At 73.6% G+C, this 24,606-nt stretch carries 20 protein-coding genes and 2 pseudogenes; 8 read left to right on the forward strand and 14 right to left on the reverse strand.

The annotated features are described in order from the left end of the window. Positions 1-64: 64 nt before the first annotated feature. Positions 65-1,039, forward strand: coding sequence for an ATP-binding protein (locus AC3ET3_RS10695; RefSeq protein ID WP_435612019.1), 975 nt, complete (start codon positions 65-67; stop codon positions 1,037-1,039). Continuing rightward, complete coding sequence (locus tag AC3ET3_RS10700; protein WP_432136046.1) at positions 1,036-1,479, forward strand: hypothetical protein; 444 nt, start codon at positions 1,036-1,038, stop codon at positions 1,477-1,479. Before AC3ET3_RS10695 ends, AC3ET3_RS10700 begins: the two co-directional genes overlap by 4 nt. Positions 1,480-1,523: 44 nt before the next feature. Here the strand turns inward: AC3ET3_RS10700 and AC3ET3_RS10705 are convergent, their stop codons facing one another. The 3 genes and pseudogenes from AC3ET3_RS10705 to AC3ET3_RS10715 all read right to left on the reverse strand — a co-directional run bounded on the left by AC3ET3_RS10705 (position 1,524) and on the right by AC3ET3_RS10715 (position 4,764). After that, entirely contained in the window at positions 1,524-1,700 is a 177-nt protein-coding gene (locus tag AC3ET3_RS10705; RefSeq protein WP_432136045.1) for a hypothetical protein, read from the reverse strand. Positions 1,701-2,011: 311 nt separating this feature from the next. Next, positions 2,012-2,786: pseudogene (locus AC3ET3_RS10710) on the reverse strand (amidohydrolase family protein). Between the two features lie 4 nt (positions 2,787-2,790). Further along, a complete protein-coding gene (locus AC3ET3_RS10715) occupies positions 2,791-4,764 on the reverse strand; it encodes an FUSC family protein (RefSeq protein WP_435612020.1) in 1,974 nt (657 codons plus the stop codon). A 273-nt stretch (positions 4,765-5,037) separates the two neighbouring features. Between AC3ET3_RS10715 and AC3ET3_RS10720 the strand changes: the two genes are divergently transcribed. Further along, positions 5,038-5,697, forward strand: coding sequence for a hypothetical protein (locus tag AC3ET3_RS10720; protein WP_435612021.1), 660 nt, complete (start codon positions 5,038-5,040; stop codon positions 5,695-5,697). 65 nt (positions 5,698-5,762) lie between these two features. After that, the gene (locus AC3ET3_RS10725; RefSeq protein ID WP_435612022.1) at positions 5,763-6,917 is read left to right on the forward strand and encodes a GNAT family N-acetyltransferase; all 1,155 of its coding nucleotides are present in this window, start codon (positions 5,763-5,765) and stop codon (positions 6,915-6,917) included. A 291-nt stretch (positions 6,918-7,208) separates the two neighbouring features. Here the strand turns inward: AC3ET3_RS10725 and AC3ET3_RS10730 are convergent, their stop codons facing one another. Continuing rightward, a complete protein-coding gene (locus AC3ET3_RS10730) occupies positions 7,209-7,931 on the reverse strand; it encodes a uracil-DNA glycosylase (protein WP_435612023.1) in 723 nt (240 codons plus the stop codon). A gap of 108 nt (positions 7,932-8,039) precedes the next feature. Here AC3ET3_RS10730 and AC3ET3_RS10735 point away from each other — a divergent pair, with 108 nt between their 5' ends. Further along, positions 8,040-8,837, forward strand: coding sequence for an RNA-binding S4 domain-containing protein (locus AC3ET3_RS10735; RefSeq protein ID WP_435612024.1), 798 nt, complete (start codon positions 8,040-8,042; stop codon positions 8,835-8,837). An 89-nt stretch (positions 8,838-8,926) separates the two neighbouring features. On the opposite strand, the gene AC3ET3_RS10740 is transcribed toward AC3ET3_RS10735, so the two are convergent. The 5 genes from AC3ET3_RS10740 to rpsA all read right to left on the reverse strand — a co-directional run bounded on the left by AC3ET3_RS10740 (position 8,927) and on the right by rpsA (position 13,382). Beyond that, positions 8,927-9,403 carry a DoxX family protein gene (locus AC3ET3_RS10740; RefSeq protein ID WP_432156593.1) on the reverse strand — a complete coding sequence of 159 codons (477 nt, stop codon included), beginning with the start codon at positions 9,401-9,403 and terminating at the stop codon, positions 8,927-8,929. A 265-nt stretch (positions 9,404-9,668) separates the two neighbouring features. Continuing rightward, positions 9,669-10,049 carry a tetratricopeptide repeat protein gene (locus AC3ET3_RS10745; RefSeq protein ID WP_432136038.1) on the reverse strand — a complete coding sequence of 127 codons (381 nt, stop codon included), beginning with the start codon at positions 10,047-10,049 and terminating at the stop codon, positions 9,669-9,671. Between the two features lie 66 nt (positions 10,050-10,115). Next, entirely contained in the window at positions 10,116-10,742 is a 627-nt protein-coding gene (gene coaE / locus AC3ET3_RS10750; RefSeq protein ID WP_432136037.1) for a dephospho-CoA kinase, read from the reverse strand. A gap of 44 nt (positions 10,743-10,786) precedes the next feature. Then, complete coding sequence (locus AC3ET3_RS10755; RefSeq protein ID WP_432136036.1) at positions 10,787-11,725, reverse strand: PAC2 family protein; 939 nt, start codon at positions 11,723-11,725, stop codon at positions 10,787-10,789. Positions 11,726-11,888: 163 nt separating this feature from the next. Then, a complete protein-coding gene (gene rpsA / locus AC3ET3_RS10760) occupies positions 11,889-13,382 on the reverse strand; it encodes a 30S ribosomal protein S1 (protein WP_432136035.1) in 1,494 nt (497 codons plus the stop codon). Positions 13,383-13,747: 365 nt separating this feature from the next. Here rpsA and AC3ET3_RS10765 point away from each other — a divergent pair, with 365 nt between their 5' ends. Together AC3ET3_RS10765 and hrpB are read left to right on the forward strand one after the other, a co-directional pair. Further along, positions 13,748-14,584 (forward strand): class I SAM-dependent methyltransferase, encoded by an 837-nt coding sequence (locus AC3ET3_RS10765; protein WP_432136083.1) that lies wholly within the window; start codon positions 13,748-13,750, stop codon positions 14,582-14,584. A 4-nt stretch (positions 14,585-14,588) separates the two neighbouring features. Further along, a pseudogene (gene hrpB, locus AC3ET3_RS10770) lies at positions 14,589-17,083 on the forward strand (ATP-dependent helicase HrpB). Here the strand turns inward: hrpB and pgfA are convergent. The 3 genes from pgfA to AC3ET3_RS10785 all read right to left on the reverse strand — a co-directional run bounded on the left by pgfA (position 17,073) and on the right by AC3ET3_RS10785 (position 20,194). Beyond that, positions 17,073-18,065 carry a cell envelope lipid trafficking protein PgfA gene (gene pgfA, locus AC3ET3_RS10775; RefSeq protein WP_432136033.1) on the reverse strand — a complete coding sequence of 331 codons (993 nt, stop codon included), beginning with the start codon at positions 18,063-18,065 and terminating at the stop codon, positions 17,073-17,075. The pseudogene hrpB and the gene pgfA sit on opposite strands and share 11 nt — an antisense overlap. A gap of 21 nt (positions 18,066-18,086) precedes the next feature. Beyond that, on the reverse strand, positions 18,087-18,221 hold the full coding sequence (locus AC3ET3_RS10780) for an SPW_0924 family protein (protein WP_432136032.1): 135 nt from the start codon (positions 18,219-18,221) through the stop codon (positions 18,087-18,089). Positions 18,222-18,370: 149 nt separating this feature from the next. Continuing rightward, positions 18,371-20,194 (reverse strand): lytic transglycosylase domain-containing protein, encoded by a 1,824-nt coding sequence (locus AC3ET3_RS10785; protein WP_435612025.1) that lies wholly within the window; start codon positions 20,192-20,194, stop codon positions 18,371-18,373. A 213-nt stretch (positions 20,195-20,407) separates the two neighbouring features. Between AC3ET3_RS10785 and AC3ET3_RS10790 the strand changes: the two genes are divergently transcribed. Continuing rightward, positions 20,408-21,307 carry a DUF4184 family protein gene (locus AC3ET3_RS10790; protein ID WP_435612026.1) on the forward strand — a complete coding sequence of 300 codons (900 nt, stop codon included), beginning with the start codon at positions 20,408-20,410 and terminating at the stop codon, positions 21,305-21,307. On the opposite strand, the gene AC3ET3_RS10795 is transcribed toward AC3ET3_RS10790, so the two are convergent. Next, entirely contained in the window at positions 21,273-21,629 is a 357-nt protein-coding gene (locus tag AC3ET3_RS10795; RefSeq protein ID WP_432136029.1) for a hypothetical protein, read from the reverse strand. The genes AC3ET3_RS10790 and AC3ET3_RS10795 overlap by 35 nt on opposite strands. 239 nt (positions 21,630-21,868) lie before the next feature. Beyond that, complete coding sequence (gene polA, locus AC3ET3_RS10800) at positions 21,869-24,595, reverse strand: DNA polymerase I (RefSeq protein ID WP_432156597.1); 2,727 nt, start codon at positions 24,593-24,595, stop codon at positions 21,869-21,871. Positions 24,596-24,606 lie beyond the last annotated feature (11 nt).

Genomic DNA, 24,606 nt, shown 5'->3' on the forward strand with positions numbered 1-24,606 from the left:
CAGCACTCTGCATTTTTCAGAGTGACACTTGCCAAGTGTTCACGGCGGGGCGATAGTGGCAAGCGTGATTCCGTCCGCCCCCTTAGGAACAGACGCCGCCGCAGGCCGCCCCGCCGGTCTCGGTGCCGCCGCGGGAGCAGGCCCCGACCAGGCCGCGACCGAGCGCCGGTTCCGGTTCGAGCTGGCCGCGCACCCGGGCTCCCCCGCGCAGGCGAGACGCCTGACCAGGGCTCGGCTGGACGGCTGGGCGGTGTGCGAGGACACCTGCGACTCGGCCGCTCTGGTCGTATCCGAACTGGTCACCAACGCGATCGTGCACACGGCGAGCACCGTCGTGGTGTGCGAGTTGTCCAACGGTGACGGTCTGCTGCGCATAGCCGTGCGGGACGAGGGCTGCGCACCCGGCGAACCCCACCCGTCCCCGCAGCGCCCCGACGAGGAGCACGGACGGGGACTGCTGCTCGTCGATGCCCTCTGCCACGCCTGGGGGGCCCAGGAGCACGGCCCCGGACTGCTCGTCTGGGCAGAGCTCCCTCACCAGGCCGGCGCTCCCGCGCAGGAGTCCACCGCAGGCCGCACCGGGGGTCTGCACCGCTCCGGAGAACACGGAGCCTCCGGACCGTCCGGACCATTCGAACCGGCCGTCCCGTCCTCCTGCCGCACCGGCCACCAAGACACCTCCCGCGCACCGCGCGGGGACCTCGGGTGGGGCGCCCGCCCGCAGCGGAACCCCGCGGACGGGGGCGGCGAGGAGGAGTCGACCCAGCGGGAGCAGCCTCCCCAGGGCATACGCGACACGCAGGCCGGTCAGGACCACGGCCACGCGTCACCCCACACCCACCCTCAGCACCAGCACCAGCACCAGCACCAGCACCAGCACCAGCACCAAGAGCATTCCCAGCCCCACCACACCACAGGGCCGCACCGGCCCGCGCCGCACGCCTCGGACGCGGACCACGCCCCGCACCGGCCGCACCCCGGGACACTCGCCCTGGGCTCACCGCCGCCCGGGCACGGGCGAGAGCGGGGCCGGGGATGACCGGCACCCCCGGCCGCGGTCCGGGGCTGAGCCTGAACCGGCTCGTCCAGGTCCGGCGGGAACTGCCCGAACCCCGCGGTCCGCGACGCCTGACCGTGCCGGAGGGAATGACGGCGCCGCTCGGTTGCGACGCCGTGGGGGTTCCGGCAGAGCTGGGGCCGCCCGTACTGCCCCGGCTGCCCCGTGTGGGCTGCGTGTACGCCGACGAGACGCACTGGTGGTGGCTGGTGCCCTCCGACTCCGACTACGCCCTGGACTGGCCGGCCCCCGCCCGCTACGTCACCGACGGCATCCTGGCGGAATCGCCCTCCACGGCCCTCCCCGGCCTCATCCACCGACCTGACGGCACCGTTCCGTACACGCCGCCGATCCCGCTCTATCTGACCCTGTGCCGTCTGACCGGCACGGCCCCCGCCTGGTCCCGGCCGGTCACCGCCTGACGGGGCAGGCCCGCCCACCCCTCGTCACTCCGGTCACCTGCCGGTCACTCCGCGCTTCCGCCGCTCCGGACGATCACCAGGAACGTGTCCGTCGCGAGGTCCATGACCACCTCGGCCGGCAGTCCCTCCATGCGTCGCGCGTGCGCGAACTCCTCCGCGGGCCAGGATCCCCGCGGACCACCGGCGGGAAAGCGTTCGAGCACGGTTCGCCCGTTCACCATCTCGCACCTCCAGAAGCGTCGTACCTGTAGGAGTTAACGCCCTCCGAGGGCCGGACACCCTGCTCGGTGACATGACTGAGACATAGGTGACACCAGTCCATCGCGGACTGTGAGAATCCGATCACCTTACGAACGGGACCGATACGTTCCGCATCAGAAGCCGCACGTGTCGTGATGTCGGCTCCCTCCCCAACGGCACCGACGAGGACAGTCCATTCGCACCGACATGAACGAGAATGCCCCACTTGGCCCACCCGTGCGGGGCGGCAGCGGCACGATGTCCGGCTCCGGGCCGGAGGCGGGTCACGCCCTCAGGTGTCGTAGTCCTGGATCCGTCCGCCGTGACTCCGGTCGGTCAGGGCGGGCAGGCGCGCGGTCAACTCACGCGTGACGGACGGCACGTCGATCGTGAGCAACTCGCGGTCCCGCATCAGCACCCGCCCGTCCACGACGGTGGTGCGCACGTCGGCGGAGCGGGCGCTGTGCACGAGGGTCGCGGCGAGGTCGTGCACGGGCTGCGTGTGCGGGCCGGTGAGGTCGACGAGGATCAGGTCGGCGCGACGGCCGGGGGCGATGGAGCCGACGATGTCGCCGAGCCCGACCGCCCGGGCGCTCTGCAGGGTGGCGTGGTGCAGGGCCTGACGGGCGGTCAGCCATCGGGGGTCACGGGTCTCCGCCTTCTGGACGAGAGCGGTGAGGGCCATCGCCTCCCACACGTCGAGGGTGTTGTTGGAGGCGGCGCCGTCGGTGGCCAGTCCGACGGGGACGCGCGCCTCCCGCAGGGCGCGGACCGGGGTGGTGGTGGGCCAGGCGAACTTGAGGTAGCCGCGCGGCGAGGCCGCGCAGGGCGACCATCGGCGCGTGGGTGTGGCAGTCGACCAGCCCGGGGAGCGCGACCTGCCCGCGGGCGTCGATGCGTTCGGCGGCGGGGAGACCGGCGGTGCCGGCGGCGTCGACGACGGAGTCGACGAGTCCGTCGCGGATGACGACGGCGGCGTCCTCGCGGAAGCCGATCCGCTCCTGTTCGTCGTGCTGGAGCACGGTGCAGCCGGTGATGAGGAGATCGGCGGGGGAGGCGGACGTCATGGGTTCAACGTAGGGCGGCGCGTTCGCACGCCGGAAGAGGCGCGGGGGCGTGCTGCCCGGAACGGGGAGAGGGCCCCGGCGGGAGGGCGCCTCCCCCGGGCCGGACCGTCGGCAGTACGCGGCCCCGGCGGGCGAGTTCGGTCAGCAGTGTGCCGATCCGCTCGGCGTACGGCGGCGCCGGCCACCCGGTGTCGTCCAGGTGGACGGCGTAGGCGGTGGTGGTGTCGACGAGCCGTTCGAGGAGTGCGGCGACCTGGTCGGTTCCGTCGGTGTGCCGGGCGAGGGAGGGCAGTTCGGCGGCGGCCACAGCGATGGCGGTACGGGCCTCGGCGAGCGTCCGGTAGGCCTCGCGCCGCAGGGCCCAGCGGGCGGCACGGTCGTCGGGTGGCCCGGTGAGCGCCCGGTAGGCCCCGCCCGCGCAGTGCTCCGCGGCGCCGGCGAGGACATGGGCGAGGTAGGCGTCCGCTGCGGCGACGGCGGTGGTCAGGCGGGCCCGCACTCGCCCGCCCCGTCCACCGGGCAGCGGCAGATGACCGGCGACCAGCACGATCACGCAGGCGAGCAGGGTCTCCCCGATCCGGCCGAGGGCCGCCTGGGGCTCTCCGCCGACCATCACCAGGGCCAGCACCAGGACCGTCACGACGGCGGTCTGCGCGGCGAAGTGCCGGGTCGCCAACGGGATCAGGGCGCCGCTGACGACGACGAGCGCCACCAGCCCCTCAGGCCGGGGCAGTACGGCGGCGAGTCCGGCGAACAGCAGCGCCCCGAGCACGGTCCCGGCGGCCCGGCACAGCACCCGCGAGACCAACGGCCCGAGGTCCGGCTTGACGAGGAAGACGGCCGTGACGGGCAGCCAGTACCAGTGGGTGTGCTGTCCGTACCAGTGGGTGTGGTGCAGTGCCTGGGCCGCACCGGCGGCGCACCCGAAGCAGAGGGCGACGCGCACGCCGTACTCCCGCCCACCGGCCCCGGAGGCGGCCCTCAGCAGTTCGCGCGCCGTCCGCCGCCGGTGGCGCAGTCGGCCGCCGTTTCCCCGGTCGAAGGCGTCGGCGGCGTGCAGCAACGCGTCGTCGAGCGCGCGCAGACCGGGCGTGTCGCGCAGGGGCGCGGGCAGCGGCCCGGCGGGGGCGTCCGCGCGTACCGCGGCGGCCAGCCGCCGTGACCCCTCGGCGATCCGCCCGGCCAGGGCAGCACCGGCCCAGGCGAGCGCGGTCGCGGCCTCGGCGAGGGGCAGCGCGGCGGCGTAGCGGGCGTGCAGCCGCCGCTCGGCCGCGGAGCCGCCGCGGCGGCGCAGGCGAGGTCCGCCGAGGGCGTCCTGCGCGTGGTCGAGCGCGGCGGTGAGCGCGGCGCGCCGGGCGGTGGCCTGCGGGCTGCCGACGGCGTCGAGGAGCGCGGCGACGGCGTCGTACACCTGGGCGACGGCCGTCCGCTCCTCGGCGAACCGGAAGTCTCCGGGGCCGGAGCGGGGCGTGGGCAGCATCAGCCGCAGCGTGAGCAGCCAGACGGCACCGGCGAGATAGGCCAGGGGACGTGCCTCCCCGCCCTCGGGCAGCGGCATCCCGGCGCCGACGGCGGCCATGACGAGCAGTTGGGTACCGGACGCGGAGGCGATCGGACCCACGGCGCTGACGGCGCCCGCGAGCAGCCCGAGGACCGCCAGGTGCAGGGTCAGCGGGACGGCCCCGAGCCGGTCCCCGGCGTACGTCCCGGCGAGCAGCCCGGCCGCTCCGGCGAGGGCGGGCACGCCGATGCGGCGGACGGCGGCGCGTCGGCCTCCGGGGCGGTCGTTGATCCCGGCGAGCATGGCGGCGACGGCGGCGATCACGCCGAGCGACGTGTGCCCGACGGCCATGGCCAGCATCAGCGACGGCCCGCCCGCCGACGCGCCGCGCACCACCGCGCTCCAGGGCACGGGCCCGCGCTGGGTGTGCAGGGCATGGGCGAGCCAGGGCGGCAGAGCGGGGGTGGCGCGGGACACGAGGCTCCTGTCGGGCGAGGGCGGGGTGTGCCTTCGGGCGACGGTGACCGGGCTCGGGACGGTGCGGTCCAGGGTAGGGCGGGCGTGCGAACGGTCGGGGACGTGCCTGTTACCCCTGGGTGACGAGGCGTGGGGACGAGGCCCGCCTCAGGGACGACGCCTGCCGTCCGGGGACGACGCCCGCCTGAGGCGCGGGGCGTTGTCAGTGGGGCGCGTTATCAATGAAATCGTCACGCAGAGTAATGACGACGGGGGATTTGAGAGATGCCAGACATGCCTGCAGAGGAGCAGAAGGGTCGGTTCCTGTCCACGGCCGGCCTGAGGACCCGGGGCTGGAGCCCCGGCATGGTGCGGCGGTTGCTCGGGCCCGCGGATTCGAGGCGGCCCAACCCGCACTTCCCCACCGCCCCGCAGATCCGGCTGTACCGGTGGGAACGGGTGGTGACGGCCGAGCGCAGCGCGGAGTTCCGAACGGCGGCGGGGGACGCCGCGCGCCGGTCGGCCGCCGCGCGAGCGGCAGCGCTGCGTCGGCGCAAGGAGGTGCTGGCGAGGATCGCGGCGGAGCCCATCGAGGTGCCGCGTATGGCCCCGGCCCGGCTCGCGGCCCTGGCAGCCGAGCACCACGCGGGGTGGGGTGGGCACGGCGGCCCCGGCGGCGCCGCCACAACGCCCCCGGATTCCCCGGCTCCCCCGGAGGGGTGGCCGTCGGACACCCCCACCGCAACGGCCCGCCACCAGGTCGACTACCTGCTCCATCACCTCACCCGTTACGACGAGTTGCTGCGTGGCCTGCGCGGCAGCACGGGCCGGAGCGCCGCGGCGGCGCTGCTGGCGCGGCGGGTGTACGCGGCCATCTCCGAGGCCTACCCGCATCTCGCACGCGAGTGCGAGCGTCGTATGCCCGCCCCGGGAGTTGGTCCGTCGTGCGGATGACCTGCCCGAACGGAGTTCCACGACGGCCGCGCGGCGGACGGCGGACGTCCCTACGCTCCGGGCGCATGAAAGACGATCACGCCCGAGCCCTGCGGGTGCACGAACTGCTGGCAGCCCGACCCGAGTTCCGCCCTGTCCGGCTGGACGAGGGACGGCGGTTCGCACTCTGGGACCTGGCCTCGCTCGCCGAAGGGGCGCTCGGCACGTGCCTCGATCCCGACTCGCTGACCGCGCGGGACGAGAAGCGGCTTCGGCTACGGCTCGGCACCGACGGGCGGTCCCGCCCGGGCGAGGACGAGTTCCGCAGGCGGTACTGGATCCTCCCGCCGGACGGCCGACCCGGCGAGGTCGGCACCCTCGCCCTCGGCACCTGGCCCATGGCGGCGGGAGCGCTGGGCTTGTCATCGCTCTACGTCCATCCCGTGACCCGGCGGCAGGGGCGGGCCACCACCGCCCTGGACACGGTGTACGAGGCCTGCCGCGCCGAAGGGCTGCACGGGTTCCGGCTGGCCACGCACTGGACCTGGCAGGCGACCGTGCGCTACTACCTCCGCCGTGGGCTCTGGCTCACCTCCTGGAAGCACGACCTCGGCCTGGCCCGGCTGTCCTGTCTGCCCCGCTACGAAGTACGGCCGACGGGAGACGAGATGACGCTCCTCGTCGAGCGGGGCGCGGGGACCGCCGACAGCTCCTGGATGCCCTACCTCGTGGCCGGTCGGCACGGGCCGTGGCTGCGGCTGCGGGAGACCGAGGAGTACCGGTACTTCTCGGACCCGAGGGACCTCGTGGGGCTGTACGCGCGTTCGACGCTGGCGCTGCATCTCGCCGTACGGGGGTGGCCGCTGGTGCGCGGGGAGGAACAGCGGGCCCGCGCCGCGGCCTGGTCCTGCGGCATCGGGGAGCCCGAGGGGCTTGCCCACAGGATCGAGCACTTCGAACGGGAGGCGCGGGCGAGCGGCTGGCGGGTCGACAGCCCGTGCACGCCGGACGTCCCGCCTCGAACGCTCGGCGGTCGTCCGGCACCGCCGGGCGGCGTCCCGGCGTCGCCCGACAGTTCCTCGGCACCGCATGACGACCTTTCGGCGTCGTGGGACGTTCCCTCGGCTCCGTCCGAAGGTGCTTCGGCGCCGCCCGGCGGCCGTCCGGGAACGCGGATGCGTGTGGTGCCGCCGCCGGTGATCGGTGGGATGCCGGTCCTTCCCTCCCAGGAGTCGCCTTGATCCCGCCAGTCACCACCCGATCACTGCGGGGCCCTCACCCCCGGCGTCCCGCGGCGCGCCCGTCGGCACATGCTGAAAGCGGGCGCAGGCCGACCACCGCTCGCCCCCTGCCGACCCGTGGACGCTCCCGTCGAGCAGCAGCCCGCATGGGAGTACTTCCGCAGCCCAGTCTGTCGGCGTCCCCGTTGCCGCAGGCGTCCGGCGGTGTGTGGTGCGGTCGGCGAGGTTCGGTCTCCGCATGCGGCGGGGCGGCCGAAGCACGGGCTGGATCCCGAGCGGGAGGCGCGGCGTTCACGGCAATCCCGCCGCCGCGGCCGCCGTGCGCAGCACCTCGCGCAGCATCTCGGGGGTCAGCCGCCCGGTGAAGGTGTTGCGCTGGCTGACGTGGAAGCACCCGAAGACCTCAAGGCGGTGTGCACCCCCATCCGGTGGATCGAGCGTCACGCGCGTGCCGTGCGCGAAGGCGGGCCGGGGTCTGGGCACCCGCCACCCCGCGTCGGCGAACGCCGGCAGCGCCGCCTGCCAACCGAACCCGCCGAGAACGATCACCGCCCGCAGGGTGGGCCTCAGCAGCCGCAGCTCCTGCACGAGCCACGGCCGACAGGTGTCGCGCTCGCCGGGCGTCGGACGGTTCGCGGGCGGCGCGCAGTGCACCGGGGAGGTGACCCGGACCCCGAGCAGCCGCAGCCCGTCGTCACGTGACACGGCCTCCGGCTGCGAGGCCAGCCCCACCTCGTGCAGCGCCCGGTACAGCACGTCCCCGGACCGGTCGCCGGTGAACATCCGCCCGGTGCGGTTGCCCCCGTGCGCGGCCGGCGCGAGCCCCACGATCAACAGCCGGGCGTCGTCCGGTCCGAAGCCGGGAACCGGGCGCCCCCAGTACGTCCACTCGGTGAAAGCGGCCCGCTTCGTGCGGGCGACCTCCTCCCGCCAGTCGACCAGCCGGGGGCAGGCCCGGCAGTCGGCGATCCGCTCGTCGAGGCCGGACAGACCGGCGGGACCGCTGGTGTCCATCCCTCCACGGTAGGGCCGACATGGTCCGGCCCACGCAGGAGGGCCCGGGCGGCCGGGGCGCCCGGAAACCGTTCGGGCGCCTGCCACCCGGCGGCTAAGGTCGGGTACATGGTTTCTGATGGTGCGGACCACGAGACGACGGGCGACCCGCGGCAGGCCGCCGACCAGGCGCCCACGACCGCCCCGGACCCGAAGACCGCCGCCGCGGTGGCGGCCGCCGAGGCCGCCGCTCCCCCGCCCGGGACCTCCGTGCGCGTCGACACCTGGATCTGGTCCGTACGGCTGGTCAAGACCCGCTCGCAGGGCGCCACCGCCTGCCGGGGCGGCCACGTACGGATCAACGGCGAGCGGGTGAAGCCCGCCCACTCCGTACGCGTCGGTGACGAGGTGCGGGTCCGGCAGGACGGCCGCGAGCGGATCGTCGTCGTCACCCGTCTGATCCGCAAGCGGGTGGGTGCCCCCGTGGCCGCTCAGTGCTACGTCGACAACAGCCCCCCGCCACCGCCCCGTGCGGCCGTCGCCCCCGTCGCCATCCGTGACCGCGGTGCCGGTCGTCCCACCAAGCGCGACCGCCGGGAACTCGACCGCCTCCGCGGCCTGAGCGACTTCGACCCCCTGACCCCTCCCCCGCCCTTCGACGACCCCGCGATCTTCGACCCGCCCACCGCGTCGGACAGCACGCCCGAGCGGAACGAGCCGACCGACTCGACGGCTCGCGGAACCGCCTCCGACCGGGACCGCACATCCGGAGGTACCGGAGGTAAGGGGGCGACCCGCCGGGAGGGCTCGGCCGGCCGAGGCCGCGCCGACCGCCGGGGCGGTGACGATCCCGGCAGCGGGGCGGCGCGTCGAGGTGGTTCCCGGCGCCGAGGCGGCGAAGGACGTCGGGACCGCTCCGGCGAGTAACGGGGCTCCCGCTGCCGGCGAAGGGGTGACTCCGTCGGCCCCCTCCCCCCTACCCCTTCCCGCCCCCGCCCCCAGCCCCTTCCGAGCCGTCACGCAGTTCCCCGCACCCACCGCATGAGCTCGATGTTCCGCTCCCTCCTGGCCCAGGCGACGAGCAGGAGCGGCACGATGATGATCAGCGGGGTCGCGGCGTTCTTCCCGTCGAGGACGGTGAGCTGGACGATGAACGCGCCCACCATGAGCCCGCTCAGCGCCATCGCCGCCACCGACTGCAGCAGCGGCACCAGCAGGGCCACCGCACCGGCCAGTTCCAGCACGCCGATGGTGTACATGCCGACGCTGCCCCAGCCCATGTCGTCGAAGACCTCGGCCGCCGACGAGTGGGCGATCAGCTTCGGCAGAGCGCTGGCGATCCCGAAGAAGAGCGCGAGCAGTATCTGCACGCTCCGCAGCGCGATCCGGCCGACCCTGCCACGGCTGCCGGATCGGGGACCGTCCTCGGCCGAAGGCCCGGCGGCCGGGACGGTGACGGGCACCGAGGTGGTGGGCGCGGTGGTCTCGGACATCTGGTTCTCCTGTGAAGAGCGGTTGATTGCTGCTGTCACGGATACAGACCGTCCTTCGGCTCCGAACTCATCGCGGTCGGAGGCGCTTTCTCAGTGCTTCGTCAGCTTGTCGGCGCGGTTTGTCGGCGCGGATTGTCGGCGCCGCTCATGTCTGTTGCTTCATGACCGTTCAACGGCCGGTCGGCCGGGGGCCGTTCCCGGTGGCGACCGGTTCACTCGTTCGAGCGACGTGTTGGTGTGCGGGGTCCGGCGGCGGGAGGGCGGGTCAGCTGTCGAAGCGCGCGGCCTTGAGGTACTCCGGGTTCGGATCCAGCGCCGCGGCCAGCCGGAAGTGACGCGTGGCCTGATCGTCGCGGCCCTGGCGCTGGTAGGTCCGGGCGAGGGCGAAGTGCGCGAAGGCGTTGTCCGGTTCCCGCTCCAGGACGATGGTGAACTCGAGTTCCGCCGGGCGCAGCTGTGCGGCGGCGAAGAACGCGCGGGCCCTCAGCAGTCGGGCGGCGGTGTTCTCGGGGTGGGCGGCGATGACGCCGTCGAGGAGTTTCACGGCGCCTCGGGGATCCCGGGCGGCGAGCAGTTGCTCGGCGGCGCGGAAGTCAATGACATGGGTCTCCGGAGTGCGTCCGGTCGAACCGCTGGTTTCGGCCACGGAGAATCCCTTCCCTGAGTGCACTGGTCCAACGCCCGCAGCGGACAACCCTATTCCGCGCGGACGTCATCCCCGCCCGGTCGGCCCCGCCGACGCCGTTCGCGCCCGCTCCGTCAGTTGTGCCCACACCTGTCGCACACGCAGTTGCAGTTCCGGCAGCGGTACGTCGTTGTCGATCACGATGTCGGCGATCTTCCGGCGTTCGTCGCGGGTCGCCTGGGCGGCCATGCGCGCGCGGGCGTCCGCCTCGGTCATGCCGCGCAACCGCACCAGCCGGTCGAGCTGGGTGGCGGGGTCGGTGTCGACGACGATGACGACGTCGTACAGGGAGGCGAGGCCGTTCTCGGTGAGGAGCGGGACGTCGTGGACGACCACCGCGTCCTCGGGGGCTGCCTCTTCCAGGGCGCGGGAGCGGGCGCCGACCAGGGGGTGCACGATCGAGTTGAGCAGGGCGAGTTTGTCGGGGTCGGCGAAGACGAGGGAGCCCAGCTTGGGCCGGTCGAGGCTGCCGTCGGGGGTCAGTACGCCGGTGCCGAACGCGTCGACGACGGCCGCGAGGCCGGGGGTGCCGGGGGCGACGACGTCACGCGCGATGCGGTCCGCGTCGATCAGCACGGCCCCGCACTCGACGAGCAGCCGTGACACCTCGCTCTTGCCGGCGCCGATCCCGCCGGTCAGGCCCACTGTCAGCATGGGCGCAAGCTTAGGCTCTGCGGGCGGGGCGGCACCGCCCGGTGTCAGCCGTCGCCTTCCCGCTCGGCGAGGAATCGCTCGAACTCGCGGCCGATCTCGTCGGCCGACGGGATGTCCACCGGCTCGGCGAGCATGTTGCCGCGGGTCTCGGCCCCTGCGACGGCGTCGTACTGGTGCTCCAGGCCTTCGACCAGGGCGGTCAGTTCCTCGTCGCCTTCGCGGATCTGGCGGTCGATCTCGGTCTGGGTTCGGTGGGCGTCGGTGCGCAGTGTGTGGGCGACGCCCGGCAGGACCAGGCCGGTGGCGGCCGTGATGGCCTCCAGGACGGTCAGGGCCGCGTCGGGGTAGGGGGACCGGGCGATGTAGTGGGGGACGTGCGCGGCGACGCCCAGGACGTCGTGGCCGGCTTCCATGAGGCGGTACTCGACAAGGGACTCGGCGCTGCCGGGCACCTGGGCCTCGTCGAAGGGGCTGCGGTGGCCGGGCACCAGGTCGGTGCGGTTGCCGTGGGGGGTGAGGCCCACGGGGCGGGTGTGCGGGACGCCCATGGGGATGCCGTGGAAGTTGACCGAGAGGCGGACCCCGAGCCGTTCCACGATCTCCCGTACGGCGGCGGCGAAGCGTTCCCATTCCACGTCCGGTTCGGGGCCGGACAGCAGCAGGAAGGGTGCTCCGGTGGCGTCCTGGACGATGCGGACCTCGATCGCGGGCTCCTCGTACGCCGTCCAGCGGTCGCGCCGGAAGGTGAGCAGCGGGCGGCGGGCCCGGTAGTCGACCAGTCGGTCGTGGTCGAAGCGGGCGACGACCTGGTGGGGCAGCGCGTCGAGGAGCCGGTCGACGATCTGGTCGCCCGTCTCTCCCGCGTCGATGTATCCGTCGAAGTGGTAGAGCATGACAAGTCCGGCCGACTCCTGGGCGAGCGCCATGTCGACGACGGCCAGGCCCTTCGGCTCCCATGCGTACAAACCCTGCGGATCAAGCACTTGGACCGCTCCTCCTCGTGTTCACGGTGAACAACGAGATACAGCGCGTGTGCATTCCCGTGATCGTGAATTCGCCGGTCTCGGGTGCCGTGGGTACGGCCGAGGGGCCGTACCCGGACGGGTACGGCCCCTCGGCTGGTGGCTGAGCCTCAGCGGTGGGCGGTCAGCTCTGGCCGCCGGCCAGCTTCTCGCGCAGGGCGGCAAGCGCCTCGTCCGAGGCCAGCGCGCCGCTGTTGTCGGCACCCTCGGAGGAGTACGAGCCACCACCGGTCGCGGCCGGAGCGGCGGCCTCGCCACCCTCGGCAGCCGCCTTCTCGTCCGCCTCGCGGGACTTGATGACCTGCGCCTGGTGCTGCTCGAAGCGGGACTGCGCCTCGGCGTACTGGCGCTCCCACTCCTCGCGCTGCTTCTCGTAGCCCTCGAGCCAGTCGTTGGTCTCGGGGTCGAAGCCCTCGGGGTAGATGTAGTTGCCCTGGTCGTCGTAGGACGCGGCCATGCCGTACAGGGTCGGGTCGAACTCGACCACGGACGGGTCGGCACCGAAGGCCTCGTTGGCCTGCTTCAGCGAGAGGCTGATGCGGCGGCGCTCGAGGTCGATGTCGATGACCTTGACGAAGATCTCGTCGTTGACCTGGACGACCTGCTCCGGGATCTCCACGTGGCGCTCGGCCAGCTCGGAGATGTGGACCAGACCCTCGATGCCCTCGTCGACGCGGACGAACGCACCGAACGGAACCAGCTTCGTGACCTTGCCGGGCACGACCTGGCCGATCTGGTGGGTGCGGGCGAACTGCTGCCACGGGTCTTCCTGGGTCGCCTTCAGCGACAGGGAGACACGCTCGCGGTCCATGTCCACGTCGAGGACCTCGACGGTGACTTCCTGGCCGACCTCGACGACCTCGGACGGGTGGTCGATGTGCTTCCAGGACAGCTCGGAGACGTGGACCAGGCCGTCGACGCCACCGAGGTCCACGAAGGCACCGAAGTTGACGATCGAGGAGACCACGCCGGAGCGGACCTGACCCTTCTGGAGGGTCGTGAGGAACGTCTGGCGGACCTCGGACTGGGTCTGCTCCAGCCAGGCGCGACGGGACAGGACCACGTTGTTGCGGTTCTTGTCCAGCTCGATGATCTTGGCCTCGAGCTCCTTGCCGACGTACGGCTGGAGGTCGCGGACACGGCGCATCTCGACGAGGGAGGCCGGCAGGAAGCCACGGAGGCCGATGTCGAGGATGAGACCACCCTTGACGACCTCGATGACGGTACCGGTGACGATGCCGTCCTCTTCCTTGATCTTCTCGATGGTGCCCCAGGCCCGCTCGTACTGGGCGCGCTTCTTCGAGAGGATCAGGCGGCCTTCCTTGTCCTCCTTCTGGAGGACCAGGGCCTCGATCTCGTCTCCGACGGCGACGACCTCGTTGGGGTCGACGTCGTGCTTGATCGAGAGCTCGCGGCTCGGGATGACACCTTCGGTCTTGTAACCGATGTCGAGCAGGACCTCGTCCCGGTCGACCTTCACGATGACGCCGTCGACGATGTCGCCGTCGTTGAAGTACTTGATCGTCTCGTCGATCGCGGCGAGGAAGGCTTCCTCGTTACCGATGTCGTTGACCGCAACCTGCGGGGTGGTGGCGGTGGTCTCGGTGCTGCTCGTCATGTGGGAAAGGGCTCCGGTACGGACATTGAAGTCGTAGGTACTGCTTACGCCGGGAGCCCGTTTCGCTCTGCAGAAGCCGGACAGCCAAGGAAGCGCCTCACCGAAACGGTGATGGCGCCTCGACAACCGAGGGGACATACAACAGATGCGAGCGCAGCCTGCTACGTCTGAGGTGCGCAGGCCCGCAGCGCAACTTGTAGCATACGGGGGCAGCCGGACATGGTCAATGCGCGAAGGCGCCCACCAGGGGTGGATCGCCGCATACCCGGCACACAACCTGTCCCCCGGGTCCGCGCAGGGCGCGAGGAGCCCCGCGGGTCTCACCCCCCGGACGGGTTGGACGGAAGAGTACGACGAGGGAGCCGATCATCCAAGAGCCCGTATCGTCCGAGCACGCGCCCGCCGCCCAGACCGAGCCGGAGGCCACGCGGCGTGACGCCGGCGTCGCCGAGAGCTCCCGGGCCAACCGGGGCTGGTGGGACCGCAACGCGGACGAGTACCAGACCGAGCACGGCACGTTCCTCGGGGACGACCGGTTCGTGTGGGGCCCGGAGGGCCTGGACGAGGTCGAGGCGGAGCTCCTCGGACCGCCGGAGGAGCTGACGGGCCGGGACGTCCTGGAGATCGGCGCGGGCGCGGCGCAGTGCGCGCGCTGGCTGGCCGCACAGGGCGCCCGCCCGGTCGCCCTGGACCTCTCCCACCGCCAGCTCCAGCACGCGCTGCGCATCGGCTCCGCGTTCCCGCTGGTGTGCGCGGACGCGGGGGCACTGCCCTTCGCGGACGGCTCCTTCGACCTGGCCTGCTCGGCGTACGGGGCGCTGCCCTTCGTCGCGGATCCGCGGCAGGTGCTGGGCGAGGTGCGCCGGGTGCTGCGCCCGGGCGGCCGGTTCGTGTTCTCGGTGACGCATCCGATCCGCTGGGCGTTCCCGGACGAGCCGGGCCCGGAGGGGCTGAGCGTGGCGGGCTCGTACTTCGACCGCACGCCGTACGTCGAGCAGGACGGGCGGGGTGCCGCGGTCTACGTGGAGCACCACCGCACGCTGGGCGACCGGGTGCGCGACATCGTGGCGTCCGGTTTCCGGCTGGTGGACCTGGTGGAGCCGGAGTGGCCGGCCTGGAACACCTCGGAGTGGGGCGGCTGGTCGCCGCTGCGCGGGAGTCTGATCCCGGGCACGGCGATCTTCGCGTGTGTACGGGACTGACGGCGTGATCCGTCACGACGCGCTGGAGGCGCTGCCCGTACGCGGTGCCCTGCCCGCGCTGGAGGACGCTCTGGCGGGCCACGGCGCCGCCGTGCTGGTGGCGCCGCCCGGGACCGGGAAGACGACCCTGGTGCCGCTCGCGCTGGCCGGTCTGCCGGGCGGGGGGCCCGCCCGGCGGGTGGTGGTCGCCGAGCCGCGGCGGATCGCGGCCCGGGCCGCCGCCCGGCGCATGGCGTGGCTGCTGGGCGAGCGGGTCGGGGAGACGTCGGCTACACGGTGCGCGGGGAGCGCGTCGTCGGGCGCCGCGCGCGCGTGGAGGTCGTCACGACCGGTGTGCTGCTGCAGCGGTTGCAGCGCGACCAGGAGCTGGCGGGTGTCGACGTCGTGGTGCTCGACGAGTGCCACGAGCGGCATCTGGACGCGGACACGGCGGCGGCCTTCCTGTGGGACGTGCGGCAGGCGCTGCGGCCCGAGCTGCGGCTGCTGGCCGCCTCCGCGACGACCGACGCACAGGGGTGGGCGCGGCTGCTGGGCGACGCCCCGGTGGTGGCGGCGGAGGGCGTGGCGCACCCGGTGGAGGTCGTGTGGGCGCCGCCGGCCCGGCCGGTTCGGCCACCGCACGGTGTGCGGGTGGATCCGGCGCTGCTGGCGCACGTGGCGTCGGTGGTGCGGCGGGCGCTGGCCGAGCGGTCCGGGGACGTGCTGTGCTTCCTGCCCGGTGTGGGGGAGATCGCGCGGGTCGCGGCGCAGTTGGGGGATCTGGGCGGGGTGACGGTGCTCCAGGTGCACGGGCGGGCGCCGGCGGCCGTGCAGGACGCGGTGCTCACGCGGGGCACGGAGCGGCGGGTGGTGCTGGCGACGTCGGTGGCGGAGTCGTCGCTGACGGTGCCGGGTGTCCGGGTGGTGGTGGATTCGGGGCTGGCGCGCGAGCCGCGGGTGGACCACGCGCGCGGGCTGAGCGCGCTGGCGACGGTGCGGGCCTCGCGGGCGTCCGGGCGGCAGCGGGCGGGCCGGGCCGGGCGGGAGGCGCCGGGCACGGTGTACCGCTGCTGGACGGAGGCGGAGGACGCCCGGCTGCCGGGTTTTCCGGCCCCGGAGATCAAGGTGGCGGATCTGACGGCGTTCGCCCTGCAGGCGGCGTGCTGGGGCGATCCGCAGGCGTCGGGGCTGGCGCTGCTGGATCCGCCGCCGGCCGGGGCGATGGCGGCGGCCCGCTCGGTGCTGTCGGCGGTCGGTGCGGTGGACGGCGCCGGGCGGGTCACGGAGCGTGGGGCGCGGCTGGCCCGGCTGGGCCTGCACCCCCGGCTCGGGCGGGCCCTGCTGGACACGGGCGGTGAGGGTGCCGACGTCGTGGCGCTGCTGTCCGAGGAGGCGCCGCGGGAGTACGGGGACGATCTCGGTGGGGTGCTGCGGGCCGCCCGGCGCGGGGGTGACGCGTACGGCGCGCGGTGGCGGGCGGAGGCGCGGCGGCTGCGGGCTGTCGCCGGGGAGGGCTCCGGGTCGGCGGGGCTGCCGGTGGCGGCCGACGGTGACCGCTTCCCGGGGCTCGTGGCCGCGCTGGCCTTTCCCGAGCGGGTGGCCAGGGCCGACGGCGGGTCGTACCTGATGGCGTCGGGGACGCGCGCGGAGCTCGCCGAGGGTTCCCCGCTGCACGGCGCGCCGTGGATCGTCGTGGCGGTCGCCGACCGCCCTGCGGGGAGGGGTCACGCGCGCGTGCGGCTGGGGGCGGTCGTCGACGAGGACGTCGCGCGGTTCGCCGCCGGTGCGCTGCTCGACGAGCGGAAGGAGGTGCGCTGGGCCGACGGCGATGTCGTGGCCCGGCGGGTGACACGGCTGGGGACGATCGAGCTGGCGGCGCGGCCGTTGCGTGATGCCGACCCGGCCCTGGTGCGCGGCGCCTTGCTGGAGGGGTTGCGGCGGGAGGGGCTGGGGCTGCTGCGCTGGTCGGCGGAGGCGGTCGGGCTGCGGCAGCGGCTGGCGTTCCTGCGGCTGCGGCTGGGCGAGCCCTGGCCCGACGTGGGTGACGAGGCGCTGCACGCGCGCGTGGACGAGTGGCTGGAGCCGGAGCTGGGCAGGGCGCGGCGGCGGGCCGACCTCGGGCGGATCGACGCGGGGGCGGCGCTGGGGCGGCTGCTGCCGTGGGCCTCGGGGGAGGCCGGGCGGCTGGACGAGTTGGCGCCGGAGCGGATCACCGTGCCGAGCGGGTCGCGGATCCGGGTCGACTACACGGATCCGGAGCGTCCGGTGCTCGCCGTCAAGCTGCAGGAGATGTTCGGGCTGCAGGAGTCGCCGCGGGTCGCGGGGGTGCCGTTGCTGGTGCACCTGTTGTCGCCGGCAGGACGGCCCGCCGCCGTGACCGCCGATCTGGCGTCGTTCTGGCGGGACGGGTATCAGGGGGTGCGGGCGGAGTTGCGCGGCCGGTATCCCAAGCATCCGTGGCCGCAGGATCCGGCGGGTGCCGAGCCGACCCGGCACACCCGGGCGCGGCTCAGGCGCTGACGGTTTCCGGAGCGGTGGGTTCTGCGGGGGACGGTGCGGTGGAGCGGCGGCCGCGGGCCTCGACGTGGAGGGAGAGGGCCAGCAGGAGCGTGCCGAGGGCGAGGAACCCGGCGGGCAGGTAGGTCCTGAGCGCGAGCACCGCGGTGCGGTTGGATCTGACCAGGTCGACGGTGTGCCGGACGTAGTCCTCGCGCATCTTGACGTGCCCGGCGAACGCGGTGACCTTGTCCCGGTCGCCGAGGAGGGTGCCGCCGCGCAGTTCCTCGCGGTGGATCTCCTCGCCGTAGACGGGCGCCCCGGTGACCGGTTCGACCCAGAACTTGCGGACGGTGGTGTACCAGCGGGTGGTGCCGGTCCTGGCGACCGTCTCGGGGGTGATGCCCTGGACGGGCATGGTCCTGGGCATGGGGACCCGGGTCCAGGGGATCGTCTGTTCGAAGTAGTAGACCTTCAGGCCGCGGAAGGTGCGGGTGCCCTGGTAATGGATGGGCGCGCTGGTGCGGGTCTGGGCGTCGAAGTACTCGTAGTCGCGTTTTTCGGTCAGGAACGGCCATTTGAACTCGATGCCGGTGCGTTGCACCGGGTCGCCGTCGACGGACTCGCCGGTGGCGTGGACGGGTTCCTGGGTGTGGGCGTCGAAGATGTAGCGCTCGGGGACGCGGGAGACCATCTTGCCGTCGGGCCCCTGGACGTAGGAGAGGCCGTCCCAGACGACGACGTCGCGGCCTGCGGTCCGCTCGATCCGCTCGGACTCCTCGACGTCGCCCTTGAGGGTCTGGACGATGGTGACCTCGGGGACGGTGCGGGCGGTCATGGTGGCGTAGTCGAGGAGGGTGGCGTCGCGCGCCTGGAGGACCATGGTCTGGTAGGTGTTCGGGGGGACCTTCGCCAGGCGCGGGAAGGCGTACCAGCGCAGCAGGGGGGCCAGCGCCGTGAAGAACACGGCGAGGGCGAGGAGGATCAGGCCGGCTCTGCGGCGCATCTCGGGCTCCCTCCCGGGCGGTCACGGGTGTGCCGGCACCGTCGTCAGCAGGGGTTGCGGGGAGGTGCCGCCCGTGGGGGTGCCCAGGGCGGTGAGGGCGAGGACGGCGGCGACCGCGACGGCGAGACCGGTGGCGGCGGCGATCAGGGCGCGCATGCGGTCCCTCCCGGACCCTGAGGTGTCTGATGCGGCGTCAGGTCGGGCACCGTAGCAAGGGACGGTTGAGAAGAGAACAGGTCGTGCACGAGGGACGGCGGCGCCCCCTTCGAGGGGGGGCGCCGCCGTCGGTCGTGCGGGTGGGCGTGCTACGCGCCGCCGGTGGACTCCGAGGGTGACGGGCTCGTGGACGGGGACGGGCTCGCGGACGGGGACGGGCTCGCGGACGGGGACGGCGACGGGCTCGCCGACGGGGATTCGGTGGCCTCCGCGACGGTCAGTTCGACGGTCAGGGTGGCGCCGCCGGGTGTCGTGATGCGCAGCAGGTAGGTGCCGGCGGTGTCGTCCGCGTACAGCTTCGGCAGCTTCAGCAGGCCGTCGGCGTCGGTCTTCAGGCTGACGGTGCGTACGGGCTTGTCGTCGGCGTCCTTGAAGTAGGGGCCCTTGTCGTTCTCGGTGGGGTCGTCGGCCGCCTTGACGAGGGTGGCGGTGGCGGCGACTTCGTCGGCGACGGCTCCCCGGTAGGTGGCCTTCACCTCGACCTGCTCGGTGAACGAGCCGCCCGGCACGCACGTCAGCGCGGTGCCGGTGGTGCGGGTGAGGGTGTCGGCGGCGCGCTGGGTGACGGTGGCGGTGTAGGTGACGGGCGTGACCGAGCGGCCCACGAGGGTGGCGCTGACCTTGAAGGTGCCGGTCTTCTCGCCTGCCCGCAGGGCGGGCGCCAGGGCGACGCCGGTGCCGTCCGTGATGATCGTGGCGACGGTCTCGCCGCCCTCGAAGGTGGCGTCGGTGTCGCCGCTGATGGTGAAACGGATCCGGACCTTCGCGACGGGCCGGCCGGTGGCGGTCTCGGCACGGGTGCCGATCCGCTCGGCATAGGTGTCGCCGGCCATCGCGCTCAGCGCGGTGCCGCCCTCGGCCTCCAGGTGGTGGACCGACTCGGTGGGGGTGACCGGCGGGGTCATGGTGCCCGGCGGTGTGGGGGGCGGGGTGGTGGTGCCGGTGCCGGGCGGGGTCGGGTCGGGAGCCGGGGTGGCGGGCTTCGGGGTCGACGGCGGCTTCGGCGTCGCGGGCGGGCTCGGCTCCGGCTCGGGCGTGACCGGTCGGGCCGGCGTGGTGCCCGTGCCGGTCCCGCCACCGCTGGGGTGGGAGGGCAGGGTGCCCGTGCCGTCCGGGATCTCGTGGGTGCCCTTGCGGTAGTACTCCAGCCAGGACAGGACCGTGTGCAGGTACTCGGTGGAGTTGTTGTAGCTGAGGATCGCCTTGCGCAGGTCCGCGGTCGTGGACAGGTCCCAGCCGAAGCGGCACAGGTAGTTGCCGGCGGCGAGGGCGGCGTCGTAGACGTTGTTCGGGTCGGACCGGCCGTCGCCGTTGCCGTCCCGGCCCGCCCACTCCCACGTGGAGGGGATGAACTGCATGGGGCCGACCGCGCGGTCGTACCTGCTGTCGCCGTCGTAGGCACCGTTGTCGGTGTCGGAGATGTTGGCGAAGCCGTTGCCGTCGAGGACCGGGCCGAGGATCGGCGAGTAGGTGGTGCCGTCGGCGCTCACGCGGCCGCCGCGGGCCTGGCCCGACTCCACCTTGCCGATGGCGGCGAGCAGTTGCCAGGGCAGGTTGCAGCCCGGCTTGGACGTGGCGAGGGAGGCCTCGGCCTTCTTGTAGGCGTCCAGGACGGTCGCGGGTATGCCGGCCTCGGTCGAGCCGGCGGCCGGCGTGGGGCCGGCGGTACCGGTACCCGGCGCGGGGCTGGGGCTGTTGAGCGGCGGCAGGTCCGTGTAGTAGAACGAGTCGCCGCTGGCGTTGTCGTCGGCCGACTCGTCGGGTGTGGGCAGTGTGTCGGCGGCGCTCTGTCTGCCCTGGTCGTCCGTGGTGACGCCGGGAGCCTGGGACGCGGAGAGTGCCGCGACCGCCGCCGCCGCGACGGCGGTGGTGACCGCCCCCTTGCGCAGCCGCCTGCCGATGAGCGCCGCCATGTAACCGAACCCCTCCCCTGGACGCCCGAGCGCCCGTCTCCGTCTCCTGTTGTACTCAGGCGACCCTACGACAACTTCTTTTGAGCCGGGAGCCAGTTCGCGCCGAGGTTTGCCCGGCGGGCCGGGCGCATGGGGGCTCGGCCGGCTCACGCATACTGGGCGGGCCGGTCGGCGGGTCCGCCGGCCCGTCAACGTCCTTTCCCGGGAGCCGTGTTGCCGTTCACCCTGAGTCATGCGGCGGCGGTGCTGCCCGCCGTGCGCGCCGACGGCAGCGGACGGGCGCGGCTGGTGCCGGCCGTCCTCGTCTCGGGTTCCTTCGCTCCCGACATGACCTATTACGCGGCAAGTGCCGTACCCGGCGCGATGGGGTTCGGGGACGTCACCCACTCCGTCGCCGGGGTGTTCACCGTCGACGTGCTCGTCGCCTGGCTGCTGACGGCGCTGTGGCTGCTGGTGCGCGAGCCGCTGGTGGCGCTGGCGCCGCGGGAGCGGCAGGGGCCGGTGGCCGCCCTGACGCGCTGCGGTGCGCCCCGCGCACGGGTACGGCCGCCTCTCCTGCTGTGGTGGTACGTCTCCGCCGCGCTCGGTGCGCTGACCCACGTGGTGTGGGACGCGTTCACCCATCACGGCCGGTGGGGCGTGCGGCTGTTCCCGGTGCTGGGCGGGACGGTGGCCGGTTCACCGCTGTACCGGTGTCTGCAGTACGGCGGTTCGGTGGTCGCGGCCGGGGTGATCGCGGTGTTCGTCGGCCGCGCGCTGCGGCGTGCGCCGTCGTGCGGGCCGACCGGTGTGCCCATGCTGTCGGTCCGGGTCCGTTGGTGGGCCGGGGTGCTGGTCGGGGGCTGTGCGCTGGCGGCGGCGGCACGGCGGGCGACCGTGTGGTGGGACGGCCGGGGGCCCCGGGACGAGCTGTGGGAGGTCGTCCCCACGGTGTGCTTCGGAGCGGGCGCCGGGCTGGCCGCCGGGCTCCTCGGGTACGCCGTCGCGGTGCGGGTGCGTCGTCCGGCCGCCCCGGGCCCGGGAGGCACCGGAGCGCCGAACGCGGAGGCGGAGGCGGAGGCGGAGGCGGCGGCGGCGGTCAGCGTGGTGCCGGGCGGTCCGCCGACGCGATGAACACCGTCAGGGAGCGCCGGGTACGGCGCAGGGTGCGCGGCCTGGGGAGCCGGTTCAGGGCGCCGAGCGCGAGGTCGGCGCAGCCGCGGGCCAGTTGCCACGCCGTGCCGTCCCGGAGGCGGTCGAGCCGTCGGCGCACGGGGGCGGTGGTGTCGCGGAGCAGCGTGCGCGGGGTTGCGGGGAGGCGGGGGGCGGCGGCGCCGAGGGCGACCGCGCGGAGTGGCCCGGAGGGGGCCGCGTCGGGGTTGACCTGCGTGTCTGCGGTCGCCGTGGCGTCAACGCGTGCGGTAGCCGTCCGGCGGTGAAGCATGCGTATACCCATGGCGGCATCCTGGCGGGCGGTGGGGGCGGGGGCCTTTCGGCGGGGGCCACGCGGGTGAGGGAGCCCGCGGTGCGGCGGCGGGTGCGGGCCGGGGGCACCGGTGGCCGGCCCGCGGTGCGCGAAGGCGGTCGGGAGGCGGGGACGCGCGGGGGCGCAGGGACGGGCGGGGCGGCCGGGTGCCCGTCCCTACGGTGGGGTTCGCCCCTCGGAAGGGTGTCGGACCGCCCCTCGGAAGGGTGTCAGTGGGCGGCGGACTCCCAGTCGGAGCCCGCGCCCACCGAGACGTCGAGGGGAGCCCGCAGCCGGACCGCCTCGGTCATCCGGTGGCGGACCAGCTCCTCCACGGCCGCGCGCTCGCCGGGGGCGATCTCCAGGACGATCTCGTCGTGGACCTGCAGCAGCATCCGGGACTTCAGGTTCGCCTCGCGCAGGGCACCGTCCACCTTCAGCATGGCGATCTTCACGATGTCCGCCGCCGTGCCCTGGATGGGCGCGTTGAGGGCCATCCGCTCGGCGGCCTCACGGCGCTGCCGGTTGTCGCTGTTGAGGTCGGGCAGGTAGCGGCGGCGTCCGAAGAGGGTCGCCGTGTACCCGGTCGCCCGCGCCTCGTCGACGACCCGGTGCAGATAGTCCCGCACGCCACCGAAGCGGTCGAAGTACGCGTCCATCAGGGCGCGCGCCTCGGCGGCCTCGATGTTCAGCTGCTGGGACAGGCCGAACGCCGACAGGCCGTAGGCCAGGCCGTACGACATCGCCTTGATCTTGCGGCGCATCTCGGCGTCCACGGCCGAGTGCTCGACGCCGAACACCTGGGACGCGGCGGTGGTGTGCAGGTCCTCGCCGGAGGTGAACGCCTCGATGAGGCCCGCGTCCTCGGAGAGGTGGGCCATGACGCGCAGCTCGATCTGGCTGTAGTCCGCGGTCATGAGGGACTCGTAGCCCCCGCCGACGACGAAGCCGCGACGGATGGCGCGGCCCTCGTCGGTGCGGACCGGGATGTTCTGCAGGTTGGGGTCGGTGGAGGACAGCCGTCCGGTGGCCGCCACCGTCTGGTTGAAGGTGGTGTGGATGCGGCCGTCCGCCGCGATGGTCTTGATCAGGCCCTCGACGGTCACCCGCAGCTTCGCCTGCTCGCGGTGGCGGAGCATGATGACGGGCAGTTCGTTGTCCGTCTGGGTGGCGAGCCAGGCCAGGGCGTCGGCGTCGGTGGTGTAACCGGTCTTGGTCTTCTTGGTCCTGGGCAGGCCCAGTTCGCCGAAGAGGACTTCCTGGAGCTGCTTGGGCGAGCCCAGGTTGAACTCGCGCCCGGCGGCCGCGTGGGCCTCCTTCACGGCCTGCTGGACGGCGCCGGCGAACAGCTGCTCCATGGCCTCCAGGTGGGCCCGGTCGGCCGCGATGCCGTGCCGCTCCATGCGGGCGAGCAGCGCCGAGGTGGGCAGCTCCATGTCGCGCAGCAGGTCGGCCGCGCCGACGTCCTCCAGGCGGCCTCGGAACGCCTCGCCGAGGTCGAGGATCGCGCGGGCCTGCACCATGAGCGCCTCGGCCTCGGCACCCTCGTCCGCGCCGAAGGCCAGCTGGCCGTCGGCGGCCGCCGCCGGGGCGAGTTCGCGTCCCAGGTACTCCAGGGAGAGCGCGTCCAGGTCGAAGGAGCGGCGTCCGGGCTTGACCAGGTAGGCGGCGAGGGCGGTGTCCATGGCGACACCGGCGATGCTCCAGCCGTGCTCGGCGAAGACCCGCATCGCGCCCTTGACGTTGTGGAAGATCTTGCCCTGGTCGGCGTCGGCGAGCCAGGCCGCCCACGCCCTGTCGTCGGCCTCGTCCAGCTGGGCCGGGTCGAACCAGGCGGCCGCGCCGCCGGCCGCGGCGAGCGCGATCTCGGCGACCGAGCCGGCGCCCAGCGCCCAGGTGTCGACCGTGGCCACGCCGAGGGTGCCGGTGGCGTGCTCGGTGAGCCAGCCGGCCAGCTCCCCGGTGCCGAGCACCGTGCCGTCCAGCTCCACGCCGGCCGCGACGACCGGCGTCGTCTCGGCCTCCTCGGCACCGGGGTCGACGGCGAGGAGGCGCTCGCGCAGTGACGGGTTGCGGATCTCCAGGGTGTCCAGGACCATCGCGACGGCCTTGCGGTCGTAGGGCGCGCGCTCCAGGTCGGCGACCGTGCGGTCCAGCTCCACGGTGCGGACCATCTCGGTCAGGCGGCGGTTGAGCTTGACCGCCTCCAGGTGGTCGCGGAGGTTCTGGCCGGCCTTGCCCTTGACCTCGTCGACACGCTCGACCAGCTGCGCGAACGAACCGAACTGGTTGATCCACTTGGCGGCGGTCTTCTCTCCGACGCCGGGGATTCCGGGGAGGTTGTCGGAGGGGTCGCCGCGCAGGGCCGCGAAGTCGGGGTACTGGGCGGGCGTCAGGCCGTACTTCTCGATCACCTTCTCCGGGGTGAACCGGGTCAGCTCGGAGACGCCCTTGGTGGGGTACAGCACCGTGACGTTGTCGGTGATCAGCTGGAAGTTGTCGCGGTCGCCGGTGACGATCAGCACCTCGTAGCCCTCGGCCTCGGCCCTGGTCGCGAGCGTGGCGATGATGTCGTCGGCCTCGAAGCCGTCGACGGCGAAGCGCTGGGCGTGCATCGCGTCGAGCAGCTCGCCGATCAGCTCCACCTGGCCCCGGAACTCGTCCGGTGTCTTGGAACGGTTCGCCTTGTACTCCGTGAACTCCTCGGAGCGCCAGGTCTTGCGGGAGACGTCGAAGGCGACCGCGAAGTGGGTGGGTGCCTCGTCACGCAGGGTGTTGGCCAGCATCGACGCGAAGCCGTAGATCGCGTTCGTCGGCTGGCCCGTCGCGGTGGTGAAGTTCTCCGCGGGCAGCGCGAAGAACGCGCGGTAGGCCAGCGAGTGCCCGTCCATGAGCATCAGGCGCGGGCGGCTGCCGCCGGAAGGGGTGTCGGTCTTCTTCGATGCTGTCTCTGCCACGCCCCCGATCC

Source organism: Streptomyces sp. bgisy159 (assembly GCF_057707805.1).